This is a genomic window from Peribacillus simplex (genome assembly GCF_001542915.1).
GTDB lineage: Bacteria > Bacillota > Bacilli > Bacillales > DSM-1321 > Peribacillus > Peribacillus simplex_B.
Genome location: NZ_LNNH01000028.1, coordinates 153,976 through 169,454 on the forward strand (window position 1 = coordinate 153,976; position 15,479 = coordinate 169,454).

General features: G+C 40.2%; 16 protein-coding genes. 4 read left to right on the top strand and 12 right to left on the bottom strand.

Annotated features, from left to right (window positions below; all coding sequences use genetic code 11):
* Window positions 1-220: 220 nt before the first annotated feature.
* The 3 genes from pepF to AS888_RS14925 all read right to left on the bottom strand — a co-directional run bounded on the left by pepF (window position 221) and on the right by AS888_RS14925 (window position 3,666).
* Window positions 221-2,017, bottom strand: coding sequence for an oligoendopeptidase F (gene pepF / locus AS888_RS14915; RefSeq protein ID WP_061142935.1), 1,797 nt, complete (start codon window positions 2,015-2,017; stop codon window positions 221-223).
* Between the two features lie 114 nt (window positions 2,018-2,131).
* Complete coding sequence (locus tag AS888_RS14920) at window positions 2,132-2,758, bottom strand: FMN-dependent NADH-azoreductase (RefSeq protein WP_081092463.1); 627 nt, start codon at window positions 2,756-2,758, stop codon at window positions 2,132-2,134.
* Window positions 2,759-2,928: 170 nt separating this feature from the next.
* Window positions 2,929-3,666 carry a YqcI/YcgG family protein gene (locus AS888_RS14925; RefSeq protein WP_061143015.1) on the bottom strand — a complete coding sequence of 246 codons (738 nt, stop codon included), beginning with the start codon at window positions 3,664-3,666 and terminating at the stop codon, window positions 2,929-2,931.
* Between the two features lie 218 nt (window positions 3,667-3,884).
* Here AS888_RS14925 and AS888_RS14930 point away from each other — a divergent pair, with 218 nt between their 5' ends.
* On the top strand, window positions 3,885-4,136 hold the full coding sequence (locus AS888_RS14930) for a small, acid-soluble spore protein, alpha/beta type (protein ID WP_061142937.1): 252 nt from the start codon (window positions 3,885-3,887) through the stop codon (window positions 4,134-4,136).
* A 124-nt stretch (window positions 4,137-4,260) separates the two neighbouring features.
* Here AS888_RS14930 and AS888_RS14935 read toward each other — a convergent pair whose 3' ends face one another.
* Together AS888_RS14935 and AS888_RS14940 are read right to left on the bottom strand one after the other, a co-directional pair.
* Window positions 4,261-5,472, bottom strand: coding sequence for an iron-containing alcohol dehydrogenase (locus tag AS888_RS14935; protein WP_061142938.1), 1,212 nt, complete (start codon window positions 5,470-5,472; stop codon window positions 4,261-4,263).
* A gap of 72 nt (window positions 5,473-5,544) precedes the next feature.
* Complete coding sequence (locus AS888_RS14940) at window positions 5,545-6,432, bottom strand: R2-like ligand-binding oxidase (RefSeq protein ID WP_061142939.1); 888 nt, start codon at window positions 6,430-6,432, stop codon at window positions 5,545-5,547.
* A 113-nt stretch (window positions 6,433-6,545) separates the two neighbouring features.
* Here AS888_RS14940 and AS888_RS14945 point away from each other — a divergent pair, with 113 nt between their 5' ends.
* Complete coding sequence (locus AS888_RS14945) at window positions 6,546-7,232, top strand: response regulator transcription factor (RefSeq protein WP_061142940.1); 687 nt, start codon at window positions 6,546-6,548, stop codon at window positions 7,230-7,232.
* A 134-nt stretch (window positions 7,233-7,366) separates the two neighbouring features.
* Here the strand turns inward: AS888_RS14945 and AS888_RS14950 are convergent, their stop codons facing one another.
* Together AS888_RS14950 and AS888_RS14955 are read right to left on the bottom strand one after the other, a co-directional pair.
* The gene (locus tag AS888_RS14950) at window positions 7,367-8,158 is read right to left on the bottom strand and encodes a phosphotransferase (RefSeq protein ID WP_061142941.1); all 792 of its coding nucleotides are present in this window, start codon (window positions 8,156-8,158) and stop codon (window positions 7,367-7,369) included.
* A 121-nt stretch (window positions 8,159-8,279) separates the two neighbouring features.
* On the bottom strand, window positions 8,280-9,368 hold the full coding sequence (locus tag AS888_RS14955) for a branched-chain amino acid aminotransferase (protein ID WP_061142942.1): 1,089 nt from the start codon (window positions 9,366-9,368) through the stop codon (window positions 8,280-8,282).
* A gap of 796 nt (window positions 9,369-10,164) precedes the next feature.
* Between AS888_RS14955 and AS888_RS14965 the strand changes: the two genes are divergently transcribed.
* On the top strand, window positions 10,165-11,232 hold the full coding sequence (locus tag AS888_RS14965; RefSeq protein ID WP_061142944.1) for an AI-2E family transporter: 1,068 nt from the start codon (window positions 10,165-10,167) through the stop codon (window positions 11,230-11,232).
* Window positions 11,233-11,314: 82 nt separating this feature from the next.
* On the opposite strand, the gene AS888_RS14970 is transcribed toward AS888_RS14965, so the two are convergent.
* On the bottom strand, window positions 11,315-11,770 hold the full coding sequence (locus AS888_RS14970) for a YueI family protein (RefSeq protein WP_061142945.1): 456 nt from the start codon (window positions 11,768-11,770) through the stop codon (window positions 11,315-11,317).
* Window positions 11,771-11,996: 226 nt separating this feature from the next.
* Between AS888_RS14970 and AS888_RS14975 the strand changes: the two genes are divergently transcribed.
* Entirely contained in the window at window positions 11,997-12,743 is a 747-nt protein-coding gene (locus tag AS888_RS14975; RefSeq protein ID WP_061143016.1) for a L,D-transpeptidase family protein, read from the top strand.
* A gap of 364 nt (window positions 12,744-13,107) precedes the next feature.
* Here AS888_RS14975 and AS888_RS26855 read toward each other — a convergent pair whose 3' ends face one another.
* The 4 genes from AS888_RS26855 to AS888_RS14990 all read right to left on the bottom strand — a co-directional run bounded on the left by AS888_RS26855 (window position 13,108) and on the right by AS888_RS14990 (window position 14,807).
* The gene (locus AS888_RS26855; RefSeq protein ID WP_260320224.1) at window positions 13,108-13,236 is read right to left on the bottom strand and encodes a hypothetical protein; all 129 of its coding nucleotides are present in this window, start codon (window positions 13,234-13,236) and stop codon (window positions 13,108-13,110) included.
* Window positions 13,237-13,348: 112 nt separating this feature from the next.
* On the bottom strand, window positions 13,349-13,774 hold the full coding sequence (locus tag AS888_RS14980) for a nucleoside 2-deoxyribosyltransferase (RefSeq protein WP_061142946.1): 426 nt from the start codon (window positions 13,772-13,774) through the stop codon (window positions 13,349-13,351).
* A 320-nt stretch (window positions 13,775-14,094) separates the two neighbouring features.
* The gene (locus AS888_RS14985; protein ID WP_061142947.1) at window positions 14,095-14,415 is read right to left on the bottom strand and encodes a type II toxin-antitoxin system HicB family antitoxin; all 321 of its coding nucleotides are present in this window, start codon (window positions 14,413-14,415) and stop codon (window positions 14,095-14,097) included.
* Window positions 14,416-14,525: 110 nt separating this feature from the next.
* Entirely contained in the window at window positions 14,526-14,807 is a 282-nt protein-coding gene (locus AS888_RS14990) for a DUF4190 domain-containing protein (protein ID WP_061142948.1), read from the bottom strand.
* Between the last annotated feature and the right edge of the window lie 672 nt (window positions 14,808-15,479).

Below are 15,479 nucleotides of genomic sequence, written 5' to 3' on the forward strand. Positions count from 1 at the left end.
CCTCACAAAATATGCCGTTGATTAAAGAAACTGGCCAATTGGCTCGGCGCTGATGTAAATGATACCCTGATTCTGCCTTGACATTATTCCGCACAGGTTCATGTTTCTTTCATATAAAATAAGGCCCAATCAATAGATTGGGCCTTCGTTTGCCAATAGCTTTACTATAGCATCTTTTTTTAATACATACCATGGGCCCTTTTGGAAGAAATGGTTTAGATTAGCCTTCTGTCAGCTCGGTGAATTGATCGACCAATTCACTGAAAATCCTCATCGCATTTTCAATTGGTTCGGGCTTGGTTAAATCGACGCCTGTTTTTTTAAGAAGCTCTAGCGGAAAATCAGAACTTCCGCTTTTCAAGAAGGTCAAGTACGTTTCAAGTGTTTGTTGATCGCCAGAAAGGATCCTATCCGCAATCGTGATAGCGGAAACATAGCCAGTCGCATATTTGTACACATAAAAAGGACGATAAAAATGGGGGATGCGTGACCATCCATATTTCACTTCTTCATCAAAAATTATTTCTTCACCATTATAGGTGCGGAAAATCGTTTCATAAGCCGAATTGAACACCTCAGCATTCAGCGGTTCATCATTTTCAGCTTTTTCATGGACGATTTTTTCAAATTCCGCGAACATAACTTGGGTGAAAAATGTTCCCTTGAAACTATCGATGAAGTGGTTCAATAAATGCTTTTTCTTTTGCACGTCCTTTGTAGTCTTAATTAAATGACGAATCAACAGGATTTCATTTACGGTCGAAGCGACCTCTGCTACAAAAATGGAGTACCCTGCCGTTATTTGCGGCTGATATTTCGAGCTATAGTAGGAATGCATCCCATGTCCAGATTCGTGCGCTAAGGTGAATACGCTGTCTAAATCATCACGGTGATTCAATAAAATGAATGGATGAACGCCATAAAGGCCTAAATTATAGGCTCCCGAACGTTTACCGGGCGTTTCCCTGACGTCTATATACCTTTTTTCCTTAAAAGTTTTCAGGATGGAAATATACTCTTCGCCAAGAGGTTTCAATGCCTCCACCATCAATGCGAACCCTTCCTCGTATGTGATCACCTCTTTGGCACCTTCGACCAATGGCACGCTTAGATCATAGGCACGCAATTCGTCGACGCCTAGCAGTGTCTTTCTTAAATGAATGTATTTGTGCATCGGGCCGATATTTTGTTTAGTGGACATAATTAAATTATCATATACTTCTTTGGGCACTTGGTCGCCAAACAAGGATTTTTCCAAGGCAGACGGATAATTCCTTAGTTTGGATAGGTTCACATTGTTTTTGATTGCTGTGGAAAGAGTGGAGGCTATCGTATTTTTCAGCTGCAAATATGGTTGATAATGTGCGATATACGCTTCCTTCCTTTTTTTCCGATCGTCGTCTTCGATTAATTTGGCATACATCCCCCGGGTGAGCTCCACTTTTTCTCCATCTTCATTTGTGACCTCTCCAAATTTGATATCGGCATTATTGATCATGCCAAAGGTTTTTTGGGGTGCTGAAAAGGCTTCACCGATTTGGGAGAGGACCTCCTCTTGCTCCTTCGCTAACACATGTTCTTTATAACGATATGAATCAAGTAAATCTTCTTCAAAATATGTTAAACCCTCGACCTCTTTTATGTACCCTTTCAAGGTTTGCTCCTCGAGGCTTAAAAGAAACGGCATGAAAAAAGCGGTGGCGTTACTGATTTTTTGCCCTAGCTGTCCTGCACGATCGAGTAATGCTTGTGATGATGTAACCCGTGTATCCAGATCCGTATGAAGCATGGCATATACATAGAGCTTGTTATAGATGTAACCAAGCTCCTCACTTAAGCGTAAATACTCAAACAGATCTTGAGCGGAGCGGATTTGCCCATCATAGGTTTTTAATTTTTCTGTCATCTTAAGAACTTCTTGATAATCTTTTTCCCATGTTGCTTGATCGTCATAAATATCTTTCAGATTCCATTTTTCTTCTTCTTTGATATCATCACGTGTTTTATATGACTCCATATCGGCACTTCCTTTCAAGCTTATAGGCTTACCTTTTATTATAATCGACTTTCCGAAAAATCTGCATAGAAAAACCAGTATGCTAAAAAACATACCGGCTTTTCATTCATTCCATTAAAATTTCGCTGCAGTGTCAGCCACTTTCGCCAATCCATTCGCAACAATATCCTGAGTTTGGTCTGGGTATTGATTATGTCCCTGGATGATAACCGTTTCCAGGTCCGTAATGCCCCATAAATTTAAGTTCATCGTTACGTATTTCTCAGCCATTTCACCAGCATTCATTTCCGGCAAGGCATAATCCGATCCGCGGGCATTCAGCAATGCCACTTTTTTACCTCCTGCAAGACCAACTGGACCTTCAGCTGTATATTTGAATGTCGTACCTGCTTGAGCCAGATAAGAAATATACGTGATCAGCGGAGCAGGAACGGTTGCGTTCCATAATGGGAAGGCAAATACCACTTTGTCAGCAGCAAGGAATTGATTTAAGTATTGTTGAACGGTATCGGCAATCTTCACTTCTTCTTCAGTCAACTCCATACCTTGACTGCGTTTATAGAGTGCAGTGATTGCTGTGTTTCCGTAATATGGCAAGTTTAGTTTAAATAAATCCAGTTCAGTTATTTCATCGTTACTGTTCGCTTCCTTGTATGTGTTCAAAAACGTTTCATACATTTTCACGCTTATCGCTTGTTCAGCTGGACGGTCGTTCGATTTAACAAATAATACTTTAGACATTCTCAGTTCCCCCAATATTTGTTCTATGTTGGTAAAATACTGTTAATCCATATATCTCGAATTAACTGCAACTACTACTTTCACATTATAGAACCGGAATGATAATAAGGCAAGAAATATGTTTCGAACACTTTTAGTTATAAAAAAAATCGAGAGCCGTTTGCTCTCGATCAAGACATTTCCTTGTGATGGAAAGGACATTTCCCCTTTATCGGTTCAACATCATCACCGATGAAGAATTGCTTCCACTCATTATGGTTGACATCGCCAAAGTGGCTGATATCAGGGTGTTTAGGGAGTTTATCCCACATCTCCACTCTTTCACGAACCTTTTCACGTGACATGATCCCGCCTTTTTCCGTTCCTTCTAACCCCTCAAAGATCATTCTCGGCTGAAAACCAAGAACAAGGCTATTCCCTAAATCACGGGTTTTACGCTGTTTATAAGCGGGTGCATTGCCAAAGACGAATATTGGCTCCCCGGCAAAATGATAATCCCATAAATAATGATCCGGATCTTTTGGTTTCTCGATTGGCCAAGGTTTTTTATCCTCTTTATGCAGGTATTGCAGAATATCCCAAAAACGCTTACGGTATCGTTCGATATCGCCTTCTTCCTTTTCAGGCTCCATGAAGACAAACAGGCCATGCCTGATATATGGCGGTTCCTGAAATAAATCCAAAAAGCTTTCCACCGCTTTTGGGAGGTTCGACCAATCTTCTTGTGTAATGAAAGCATACCGAAGTTCTCCTTTATTCTCGGCCTTCATGCCGAAATAACAAGGAAATGTCTTATCAGTCACCGTTTGATGGAATGTTTGATATTCTTTCAATAACCATTGTGGAACTCGATCTGGATTTGTCATATCTTCTTTCGTCAATAAACAAGTATTCGTCGCAGGCAGCATCACATTTCTCCTTACTTTTTGTTTTTCTCCCTGTACCCCATCTAAAATGAACTGAAACTTCCTGCCCTTTCTTTTCATTCCAGCATCATCTAAAAACTCCCCTCCCATATTCTTATTGCTTTCTCAGTCTTAACATGACTGCCAAATTACGAATATTACGATATTCGATCATCATTTCCCGGCCTATAGGTTAGCCTAAGAAAAAGGAGGGATGGATGATGGCAAGAAGAAATAAGATCTTGATTGCTGGAGCCAGAAAAGGGCTTGATGACTTGAAGGCCAAAGTAGCCAGTACGAATGATCCTGAGGAAGCAAAGTTTGAAGTGGCAAAAGAAATGGGCGTGCCGTTGAAAAAAGATTATAACGGCTTGCTGACCTCGAAGGAAAATGGGAAAATTGGCGGCAGATTGGGAGGAGGAATGGTCAAGGAGCTTGTCAAGATGGCGAAGGCGAATTTAACGAAAAAATGATGAGACCTCCGTCCGGTTTGCCAGGATGTTTGGGATTGATTCATCGCAAATGTTTATCCACACAGCGAGAATCGCCCGAGGCAACAAAAAAAAGCCGCATGTAGCAGGCTTTTTTTGTCCGCGATTAATTGATTTCAACCGGCGCAACACGTGAAGCCACCGACTTTATCAATTCGGCTGACATCGGAAAGTTTGCGGAAGCTGGATCTGTGGTGACCGCTTTTACAATACTTTCAATATCCATTTGACTAATCTGGGAATCACTGAATTCAGATGGGAGACCAAGATCATTCAAAAAGAAACGAAGCTTTTCAATCACCTTTGCCAAAAGGCCTTGTGCATCCCCCTCATCGAATCTCACTTGAAAAGCTTCAGCTATCAAATGGATCTTCGGTAAGTATAAATCAGGGATGGACTCCATGACGACTGGCAGGAAAACAGCATTGGCCAATCCATGGGGAATGCGGAATAATGCTCCATATGCATGGGCAAGATTATGGATCGGGATGGCGTTCAGGGCACTGGAAAATGCAGTGATACCCATCAAGCTACCATGCAGCATTTCCATCCGGGCCTTAATATTCGTCCCATCCTTTACAGCAATGGGTAAATTTTCTTCGATGACTCGGATGGCCTGAAAGGCATAAGCATCCGTTATGGATGTCGCCTGGGGTGAAGCGATCGCTTCTATCGCATGCGTCAATGCATCTGCTCCAGTAAAAGCAGTGATATAAGGCGGCAAACCAACGGTTAGATCTGGATCGAGAATGGCTATATCCGAACTTAAATAAACATTGTAAATATTCATTTTAACTTTTATATCTTCATTATATATGACTGCGATTGGAGAAACCTCCGACCCTGTCCCTGCTGTTGTCGCAACGGATATATGAGCGATATTCATTGGCTGTGCCTTTGGAAACCCCTCATAGAGAAAACCTCTTGGTATGGCATCGTTTATTTCGGCGATTCCTTTAGACAGCCCGAATTTCAGTGCTTTGGCCGTATCGATGACGCTTCCTCCGCCAACCGCAAGTATGCCATCCGCTTGGACTTCACGAGCATAATCCAATGCATCATTCACACAGCTGCTCCCTGCATCCTGTGTTACGTTAAGGAATTTCCCTACTATTTCTGGTCCATCAGTTAAATTCGTTACCTCAAAGACCTCGGTAACCTTCTTAACGACGCCTGCATGTTCCAAGCCAGAATCACTTACCAGCAGAATTCTTTTTGCCCCAAGACCTTTGAATAGCTCCGGTATGAGTGAGCGTGAATCAGAACCGCTATAAACCGAAGATCTTAACCAAAAATTCGAATGATTATTGACACCCATATTCTTTCACCTCAAACATTAATTTTTTTGTTAGGAAGATGCGGATGGACTGAATGGATGATATTTCAGCAATCACAAGACCCCATAGTCCTTTTCATGGCTATGATAGATTTCCTCGATCTTCTTGCCTTTTGCCCTTGCCAATATCTCCATCCTCACAGCCAACTGTTTCATGGTGAAATTCAACACCGCCTGTTTGTCGTTGCCAAATGGATTGCCTATCTGTTCATATCCTTCTGTATTCAACGCGATGGCCAATGGTGAAAGCTCTTCCATCCTCTTTTCCACTTGACTGAATATATGTGGATGTTCACTGATGATGCGTTGCAGCAAGAATGTCCCATAGGCAATGTGGCGTGATTCGTCCTTCTTCAAAAGACCTACACCCTGTAACAAACCAGGCATCATTTTACTCGCTTCCAGCGTCTGATAAAATCCGAAATATCCGGTTTCTGCAAGTACCCCCTCCGTAAACATGTTATAAACGGTGGCGGCTTCCGCCAATGCTTCAGGTGACTGGTCGGTTAAAAGTTTTCCCATGGCTTCAGGCAATATCTCGTAAAAAATCGCTTTATACGTGTCTGAGTGAAAAACCGTCAAATCCCCTTTTTCACCGATTTGATCTAATGTATATCGAAAAAACTCCATATGTTTCGCTTCTTCGAACAAGAATGTCGTCAAATACATTTCCTCTTCGATCCTGCCCTCTTTGGCAATCGTCATTATGAGCGGCAGTAAATCCAATGTCACCGCCTCTTCTCCCCCCTGAAAAAGGGATATGATCCGTAGTAACACCTCCCTTTCGACATCCGTGAATGCTTTCCAATCTTCTTGGTCCTGACTGAAATCTATGTCACGAGGATTCCATACACCGAATTTCTTCGCCTTTTGATAAAGCTTAAATGGGAGGGTATCTTCTCTAAAGCTCCGGCTCGTTGTGGTTAACGCACTTCTTTTCATATTACAGCCTCCTTGAATTTATGTATCATAATGATTGTAAGGGCTTTCATTTTATTGTAAGATATTAGTAGGATCAAGGATAGCACTGAAAATATAGGGAGGAATAAAGTCGAATGCTTGAGGAAACTGTAATGAACCATGTTCAAAAGATTTCCGATCAAAAAAATGGTGCTCATAAATCACAAATGATTGTAAGGGGATGTGTGGACTTTTTTTCGCTTCAGCGAGCATCACTATTCAATTACTCAAGTTTGACGGGTATGGGTGAAGGAATATGCGCCTGTACAAGTGAAGATACCTATTCTTTACAACAAGTTAAAGAGAATATTCACGATATCTATCCCATTCACCAAGCAGTCGTCCATAAACAACCGATATACTTAACGATTCAGCATGCAAAATCCGCGATCCCCGCTAAATACATAAGAAGGTTTGACATTACTTCATTGGCGATCATCCCGATCATCTTAAAGGGAACGGCAATAGGTTTCGTTTTGGCCGATCCCGAAAATTCAAATGAACCGGTTACGAAGAATGAGTTAATGATGCTTTCCCATTATTTGAGTCTTGCGGTCAGCTCGACCTTCGCTGCCGTTCCCCCCCAATACCTTCTAAGTAAACGTGAAGTGGAAGCCTTACAACATTTAGCCAATGGTTTGGGATTAAAGCAAATGGCCCCAAAAATGCAAGTAAGCGAATATACCGTCCGCGATCATATCTCCTCTGCAATCAGGAAATTGGGGGCTACACACCGAACGGAGGCTGTAGCAGTCGCTATAAGAAGTAAGATGATCATGTAAAGGGATAGAATATTCGGAGAAAAAAGGCCCCAGACCATGTACAAACCTGATCTTAGCGAGTTTTTCTAAGCCTTGGGCCAAGAGAAAAACATCAAGGAAACTTCCTTATTGAAGCTCCTTGACCGAAGAGTGCGTCATGTCCAGTCATTCCGATGTTCGGAAATGAATGTCATGTCATTTTGATAATGCCGAATATGGCCCTCCTCTATCATCTTTTGAAAAGCAGGGTCACCTTCACCCGCTTTTCTTGCTATGGTTTTACATAATCCTTCTAATCGCAGCAGCACCATTTCCAGATAATTCACTGCAACTCCTTCACCATAAGAATCAAAAAACAATTGAACTCTGTTTCTTATTCGGGCAGCATCTTGACTTGAATGATAATGAACTTCTTCTCCTGTTTCATTAAGATGAAATCTGCTTAATGGAACACAAGTGTATAGAGTATATGCTATGTCCCAAAGTCGTGGTCCAGGTGCCGCTACATCAAAATCGATGATTCCCATCGGCGTTTCATCGTGAAAAATAATGTTGTATATGGCAAAGTCGTTATGGCAAAGCACCTCAGCAGGCTGTGGGGTGTTGTCGGTTGATTGCCAACCATCATCAAATGAAAAATCGCTTACAGAATCATGATAGAGACGAAGCATTTGGGCAATTTTTCGTAAGACATCATCTGACCACATATATTTTTTTAATGGATAATGCCCAGCTTCTCCTGCGATGTACGATAGAATTTCCCTTCCTTTTTCATCCATGCCAAGATATTTAGGAGCATATTCGTATCCTTTATGATCAAGATGGGTTAATAATGCATGAATCCTTTTGCTATTGGGCTTAATATCCCGTCTAACTGTATCACCTGACCTGGAAACTTTTGAAACATTACCACCAGCTAGTAATTCCTCTTTTGAATGATTAGGCATATATCATCCTCCTTATCTTCTTCTGCCATCCTGTCCTTTTATCACCGCTACATAGAGAATAGGACAAAATCAAAAGGGTTTCGGAAGAAACTCCATCCCGAAACCCTTTTTTGAATAAGTATCAATGAGTGACTTTTTCTTCAACTTTCGTCGTCCAGTTTAATTCATCGGCAATTTTACCTCTTTGAATACCAGTAAGTGTATCATAAAGTTTTTTGGATAATTCACCAGTTTCGCCGCTTTGAACGACCATTTCCTCACCGTTCCATAAAAACTCACCAATTGGCGATATGACAGCGGCTGTTCCTGTTCCGAAGGCCTCTTCCAAGAGACCTGATTTATGGGCTTCATGAACTTCCTCCATGGAAATCCGCCTTTCCGTAACGGGAAGATTCCAGTGTTTTAGCAATTCTATAATGGAATTACGGGTGATCCCCGAAAGTATGCTGCCGTTTAAAGCCGGAGTGATGATTTCACCGTTAATCTTGAAGAATACGTTCATGCTTCCTACTTCTTCAATATATTTTTTCTCTACTCCATCCAGCCAGAGAACTTGAGCATAGCCCATCTTTTCGGATACTTCTTGTGCCTTGAGGCTCGAAGCATAATTGCCACCAGTTTTGGCTTCTCCCGTACCACCGTTCACTGCACGGGTGAAGGCTGACTCCACCGCAATTTTTACGGGATGAATCCCTTCTTTATAGTATGATCCGACAGGTGACATGATGATGATGAACTGATATTTGTGTGACGGGGAAACACCAAGGTATGGCTCGGTCGCTATGATGAACGGCCTGATATATAGCGATGTCCCCTCCTCCTGAGGTATCCATTCTTTATCGACGCTTATTAAGGTTTTTAATGCCTTCAATGCAAAATCCACATCGACATCCGGTATGCATAACCGGCCATTTGAACTGTTCAAGCGCTGAAAATTCTTTTCGGGACGGAATAAAATAACTTCATCTTCCGGTGTGGAATAGGCCTTCAATCCTTCAAAAACGGATTGTCCATAGTGAAATATCATCGCTGACGGCTCTAATGAGAGCGGTTGATAAGGAACAATTCTTGGATCATGCCACCCTTGTCCTTGGGTATAATCCATAATAAACATATGATCGGTAAAATGCTTACCGAACTCAAGCTGGTCCGCCTGTGGTTTTTCCTTCTTTGTTGTGCTAAGCGTGATTTGCATGTCATGTTCCTTCATTACCAAAACCCCTTGCTGAATAAATTTACAAGATTTCACTTCCATAAAATCTATCTTTCATTAGTTTACTCCTATCAGGAATCATAGTTCAAGTCCTTAAGACGAAATTTTCGGAATTTTTTTAAAATATTTTGAATTTGTCCGTTTTACTTATGTATGAATCCTGAACAAAAGACTGAGTATCCTAATCTTACCAAAAACAATATTCGTTTCGTCTGTATCAGCTTCTCTTTTCAAGGGAAAATTCAAGTTTCTTGAAACAAATCCCCTGTAATAAAGCCAATATGTTCGTACATTATATCATAACGAAAGACCTTGTGCTTACTCAATAAATTATTTCATAATAATTATTATATGGTGCCCTTACATCTTTGAATTGCCTCCTTTTTTTGTTTTCGCATCCTTTGTTGCATTCACCAAATGAAGTTTGGTTGATTTCCCCTCCAATGCTCAGCTTTACAAATGGAAGCGATAAGCCTTCTCGGCGTGAAAACCTGTCCCGTTGCTCACGCACGAGTCTCCACCTTCTCTCCATTCGTTTTAAAAACGACCACCATTACGAAAAGGACCTGCCTAAAAAAAACGCATGTTACTTTCGAATTCGGTTTAAGCCCCGACTTCCTGGATCGGCATACTTTTCGACCTTACATTATTTGAATAACGAAGGTCTTTTTTCGTTTCTTCACACTTCTTTTCCTGATTTAAAAACTTCTTTCATACCGTTGATGATACATAGTTTAACTTTCAGCCATTTAAGGGAATCAAGGAAGAGATGGAATTAGGGGGGGGGATTTTTTTGTGGATCAATAAACCATTTTTTAAATATGCCTGTGCGATTATATTGATCATTTTAATCATTTTTTTACTAGGTAAGATTGAATATCTTATACAGCCGCTGCAAAGCATCATTGCAGCCATGTTCTTCCCGATTATATTGGCGGGGCTATTATATTATGTATTACGGCCCGTCGTTAACTTATTAACTGGATTCATCCCTAGAACCATCAGCATTTTCACTGTCTTTTTAATTATCTTTAGTTTGATTGGGTCAGCAAGCTACTTTGGAAGTCCCATAGTGGTCGATCAATTTCAAAAGCTATCGGAAGATTTACCGAACAAAGTCAAGGAAATCTCTAAAGAATCTGAAAATATGATCAAAAAAAATGACTTTGGAATGATCAATACGGAAGCTTTAAAAGAAAATGCAGGGAAACACTTGAAGGATTATTCTGAAAAACTTTTAGTGAATGTCAGTACCGTGTTTACCACGATAACAAGCGTCTTAACAGTACTTGTGATTACACCATTCATTTTATTTTATTTCTTGAAGGATGGAGAGAAGCTCAGACCCTTCCTGCTAAAATATATTCCAAGTGACGTGGAATCAGAGGGAAACACGATTTTAAAAGACGTGGATAAAACACTTTCAACGTACATAATCGGTCAATTCATCGTATCACTGGTAATTGGAACGTTAATGTATATAGGCTACCTGATCATCGATCTGGATTATGCGCTTGTCTTGGCCCTACTCGCTATGATCTTTACGGTCGTTCCATTTCTAGGACCATTAATAAGCATCATTCCTGCCCTTTTCATTGCTTTGCAGCAAGACGTCGGGATGGCCGTTAAAGTGATCATCGTCCTCACTGTCGTTCAACAAGTAGAGGGCCATCTAGTTACCCCGAATATTATGGGTAAACGCCTCAATATCCATCCTTTAACGATCATCTTATTGTTACTTGCTGCAGGTTCAATCTACGGTTTCATCGGCATTTTAATCGCGATTCCCACGTATTCCGTGGTAAAAACGATCATCGGCAACTTCAGGAAGTTTCATCGATTAAGAAAGAAGTCGATATAGATGTAAATGTCCGACCTTTAGCCGCGTTTAAAAGGAGACCTGCCCCAGTCAGAACGGTCTCCTTGTTTTTATATAGATAGAATCATCCGTGTTTATTAAATATTCTTTTGACCCACCGTTTTACATCCGATTTCATGCTCTTCTCTTTCTTTACCGGAATGACCTGTTTTTGCTTCTCTATAAAAATCTCTTCTTTGTTTATCGCATCTTTTTCAGCTAGCACCAGACCCAATTCAGAGTCATGGTCTTGGTTCAGGACAATTTTATAAGGAATGTTATGAACCGCAGCCAATTTAATATATTTGCCAAGGTATTGATAATCCATCTGACCATTCAATAACAAGTTTGCACCGGAATGCCGTTTCATCATTTGCTCTATCTCCGGATACACATTCGCTTCAAAAACTTGGCTTTTTTTCAAGACAATGACGACGCGCTCCCTTAAAGTGCCAAGAAATTCTTTTCGTTCACCTGGCTTAATCTCTTTAGGACCATAAATCCCTTGTTCTAAATAGTCCTCGACTTTTGGGCGTGACAATTGCTTCCCACCTCCGCTTTCACTTTAATCATTCAATAATGTATGTAATATGGCCAAAAACAGTGCCCACCATTCCTTATGTGTCAATTAAAGGGTAGTATAGGCTGGAATGACGCTCCCCCATAAGTGTACCCTCCCTTTTAAAAAATGTCACTTTTGCCAAGCTTCACGCATAAGATGGTATATGCGTAAAGATAAGATTTCTTTTATTGAGGACGGGGAAAACATGAAAAAAGTGATTGTATTTGCATTAATATTCGTCTTTAGTTTATTGGGGTTCGAGCACTCAGCAAGTGCAGCAACCAGACAACTGATTATTATCAATAAAGCCAATAATCAGCTGGCGTATTATGAAAATGACAAATTAGTGAAGGTGTTTCCAGTAGCAACGGGAAAGAAAGCTTCCTATACCCCTGAAGGAAAGTTCAAGATCGTGACGAAGATCGTGAATCGTCCCTATTACAAGGGCAACATAAGGGGAGGAGATCCAAAGAATCCGCTGGGAAAACGATGGTTGGGGATCAATGCACGCAATACACCGGGGAATACGTATGCCATACATGGCAATAATGACTCAAACTCCATTGGGAAATATATAAGTGCGGGTTGTATTCGAATGTATAACGAAGATGTACAATGGCTGTATGATGAAGTGAGGATGAACACAGTCGTCTTGATTGCCAGTTCTAATAAACCATTCTCTAGCATCGCTGCTCAAAATGGGTATAAAGTGACCGGTCCAAATAGTGTCCCTGTTAAGGCAAGCTATTCGACGCTAAAAAAAGGAAGCAATGGTCCTAAAGTAGTCGAATTGCAAAAAAGGCTAACTAAACTTGGATATAATACAAAAGGGATAGACGGGGAATTTGGAAGCAACACCGAACTTGCCGTAAAAAAATTTCAAAAAGCAAAAAAACTTACAGCAGATGGGGTCGTTGGGCCCAAAACAAAAAAAGCGCTTGGATTAAAATAATCGGTCATTCTGATATCCGCAGGAGAGGATATCTTTTTTTTGCCGTCCCCTATTCAGTCACACAACATTACCCAGAACAACATAAATTTCCCACATACACATCCGGCTTTATGTTATAATTTATTCATGAACAGCGAATCATAATCGCACTGCCTTTCATTACATATAAGGAGGAAAATCAAATGTACGATGAACTTCTCATAACGATCATAAAATCAACCTTCGTTATCGGTTCCATCTTAATGTTTGTGATTTTAGGATTGGTAAAGGGACGTCAGTTCTAATTTCAATCCCAAACAGCCTCAATCCTGATTACCTTCCTATGTCCTATTGGGTAATCAGGTTTTTTCATGTAAAGAAAGCCTTACCAATTCCAGTTATCCGTTTTATCTAAAAGCTGATCAATGTCAAATGTATCAAGATGGAATGGAACTGATTCTTCTGCAATTTCTTCAGTAGCTAGCAATAACTGGTCGATATCAATAACGGCCAAAACAGTCCTCTCCTTTTTTAATCGTCTTTACCCTCATTTAAAATACATTAAACAGTACGTTCAAAAGATATTTTATTAGAGGGTAGCCGTTTAATTTTTCTATATTCGACAATTAATCCATGTGAACGGAATTCTCTTTTTCGGATTCTTCCGGTGAAAGTGTATGTATCAATTTAACCAGCTTATAAAATGTACCGCTGCAAATGGTTACACCTGGCAAATTATGAAAAATCGATTTTTTATTAATATGATAGTTGTCTTTCTCCGGTGAATACACAACAATTTTCTTGTTCAATGATAATGCATATCCAAGTTCGGAAAGGTTCCCCTTTCCTGCTGTTAGGAAGATTAGCATAAAGTCCGCTTCCTCAATTCCCTTTTTTTCGTATTCGCCAATGCCATCCGCAAGTTGGTTTTCTTCTTCAATGATTTGTAAATTCCAATCATTTACACATGCAAACCCTTTTGACGTCAATTTTTTAATCAATGACCTAACTTGCTTCATGTTTTTTTCGTCTGATGCCATATAATATTTCACGGATACACCTCCAAAATCTAAGACTATTGATACTTTTTACCTATGTTACCTATACTATACATATTCGTTATAAAGAACGCAATATCCTTTCCCCAAAAATAAAAAAATAATTTATTACCCAAAATAAATACCATCATCGTGTTTAGTAATGATGGTCATATCGATTGAAGATAGTCATGCATGTGTATCCTACCTCCCGATCCTTCCTCTATAGATTCCAATATGGTGAGATCCCACTATTGCTTCGTTTTTTTACATTGATCCCCTTTTCATCATCCAGAAACCAAAATAAAAACCCTGTCCTTTACCAGGCAAGGTTTTCATTTTTCGTATGTGATATTTTCGATTTCGATTCGAAAGGGGGCTGACTCACATATATTAATTCCCCTATCAAGGTTCACCTTTTCCATTTCACTTGCATCCGGTATCGTTTTTTTATCGTGAATGAAATGTTCGACCATCGTTTCCAATAGTTCTTGAGCACAAGCTAAGGCATCTATCCGATTCCTGCCGCTAACTGAAGATACAAATCCCTCTTGCCTGAAATCCGGAAAACAAACTTGAACAGAGAAAGAATCAAGAATCAACGGATGTTTTTCATAATAGAATACGGCTGGATACTCAAAGATTTGAATGGTCAAATTATCATCCCTTCTTGAATATTTAGAAATATAAGTTAATTATAACATGAAATTCATGTAAAATGAGGTTTATCTTAGCTTTTCTATGTTTGTCAAGTTATTTTTTGTTATTAATAGGTCGTAATGTCCGTATTTACGGCAAAATAAAAAAACACGAAGAATATTAATATCGCGACAACATTCAAAATGATTCCTACTATGCTGCATACTTTTCCTGCTGTCACTAAACCATTCCCCGATTCCCCAGTAAGTTTCATTTCTGCTTTGCTCTTTGACGCAAATATTAGTCCTAGTACACCCAATATGATTCCGATGAAAGGAATCAGCAAGGACAGTACCCCCATAATCAGCGTGACAATCGCTTTACTATTGCTCCGTTTCATTTCATCCATATTTACCCACCTGCTTTCTTATTTTATATATACGGCCACTGAAAGGAAAAGATTCAATTTTTATGCTTTCGATTGGTTATATAAAATCCATCCGCAGTTCTTATCTTTGGAAAATAGTAACCCCTGGGAAATGGAATAATAGCCATTTCCCAGCGCCTTCCATTTAACTATCAGTTATTAATCCCCATAATATTCCCAAAAAGTTCCCGAATGTAACCATTCACACAACCATTGCCTCCCCTGAATCAGACCAATAAAGACTGAAGGCTAAAATGGCTTTATCCGACTGTTTTATTTTAGTGGATTAGATCGGTGCATTCGAAACTCCTGCAGGAAGGCTGTTGAAGTACCCCCCTCGCCGAGGAGGATCCCGGAACACCCGTGCCTGCAGTGGACTGGAATGGATGGAGAGCTCCTGCTGGCAGAGCGAGGAGCTTCAACATCCAATTGACGGTTTTTCAAACAAAATACTGAAGACAAACTCGATTTCTATCGAGTCTCAGTTTGTAGACAAAAGGGGTTCGGAATTAAAAAATTCCGAACCTCTTTTGAAATTCCTTTGAAATTTTAACCAAAGGTTACGAGATTTGGGCTCTTCGAGCCGCTATGTTAAGCCGTTTTAGGACCTTGCCATGTCCAAGTGGCCATCTTCTTTACATTCATGGCAGCGAA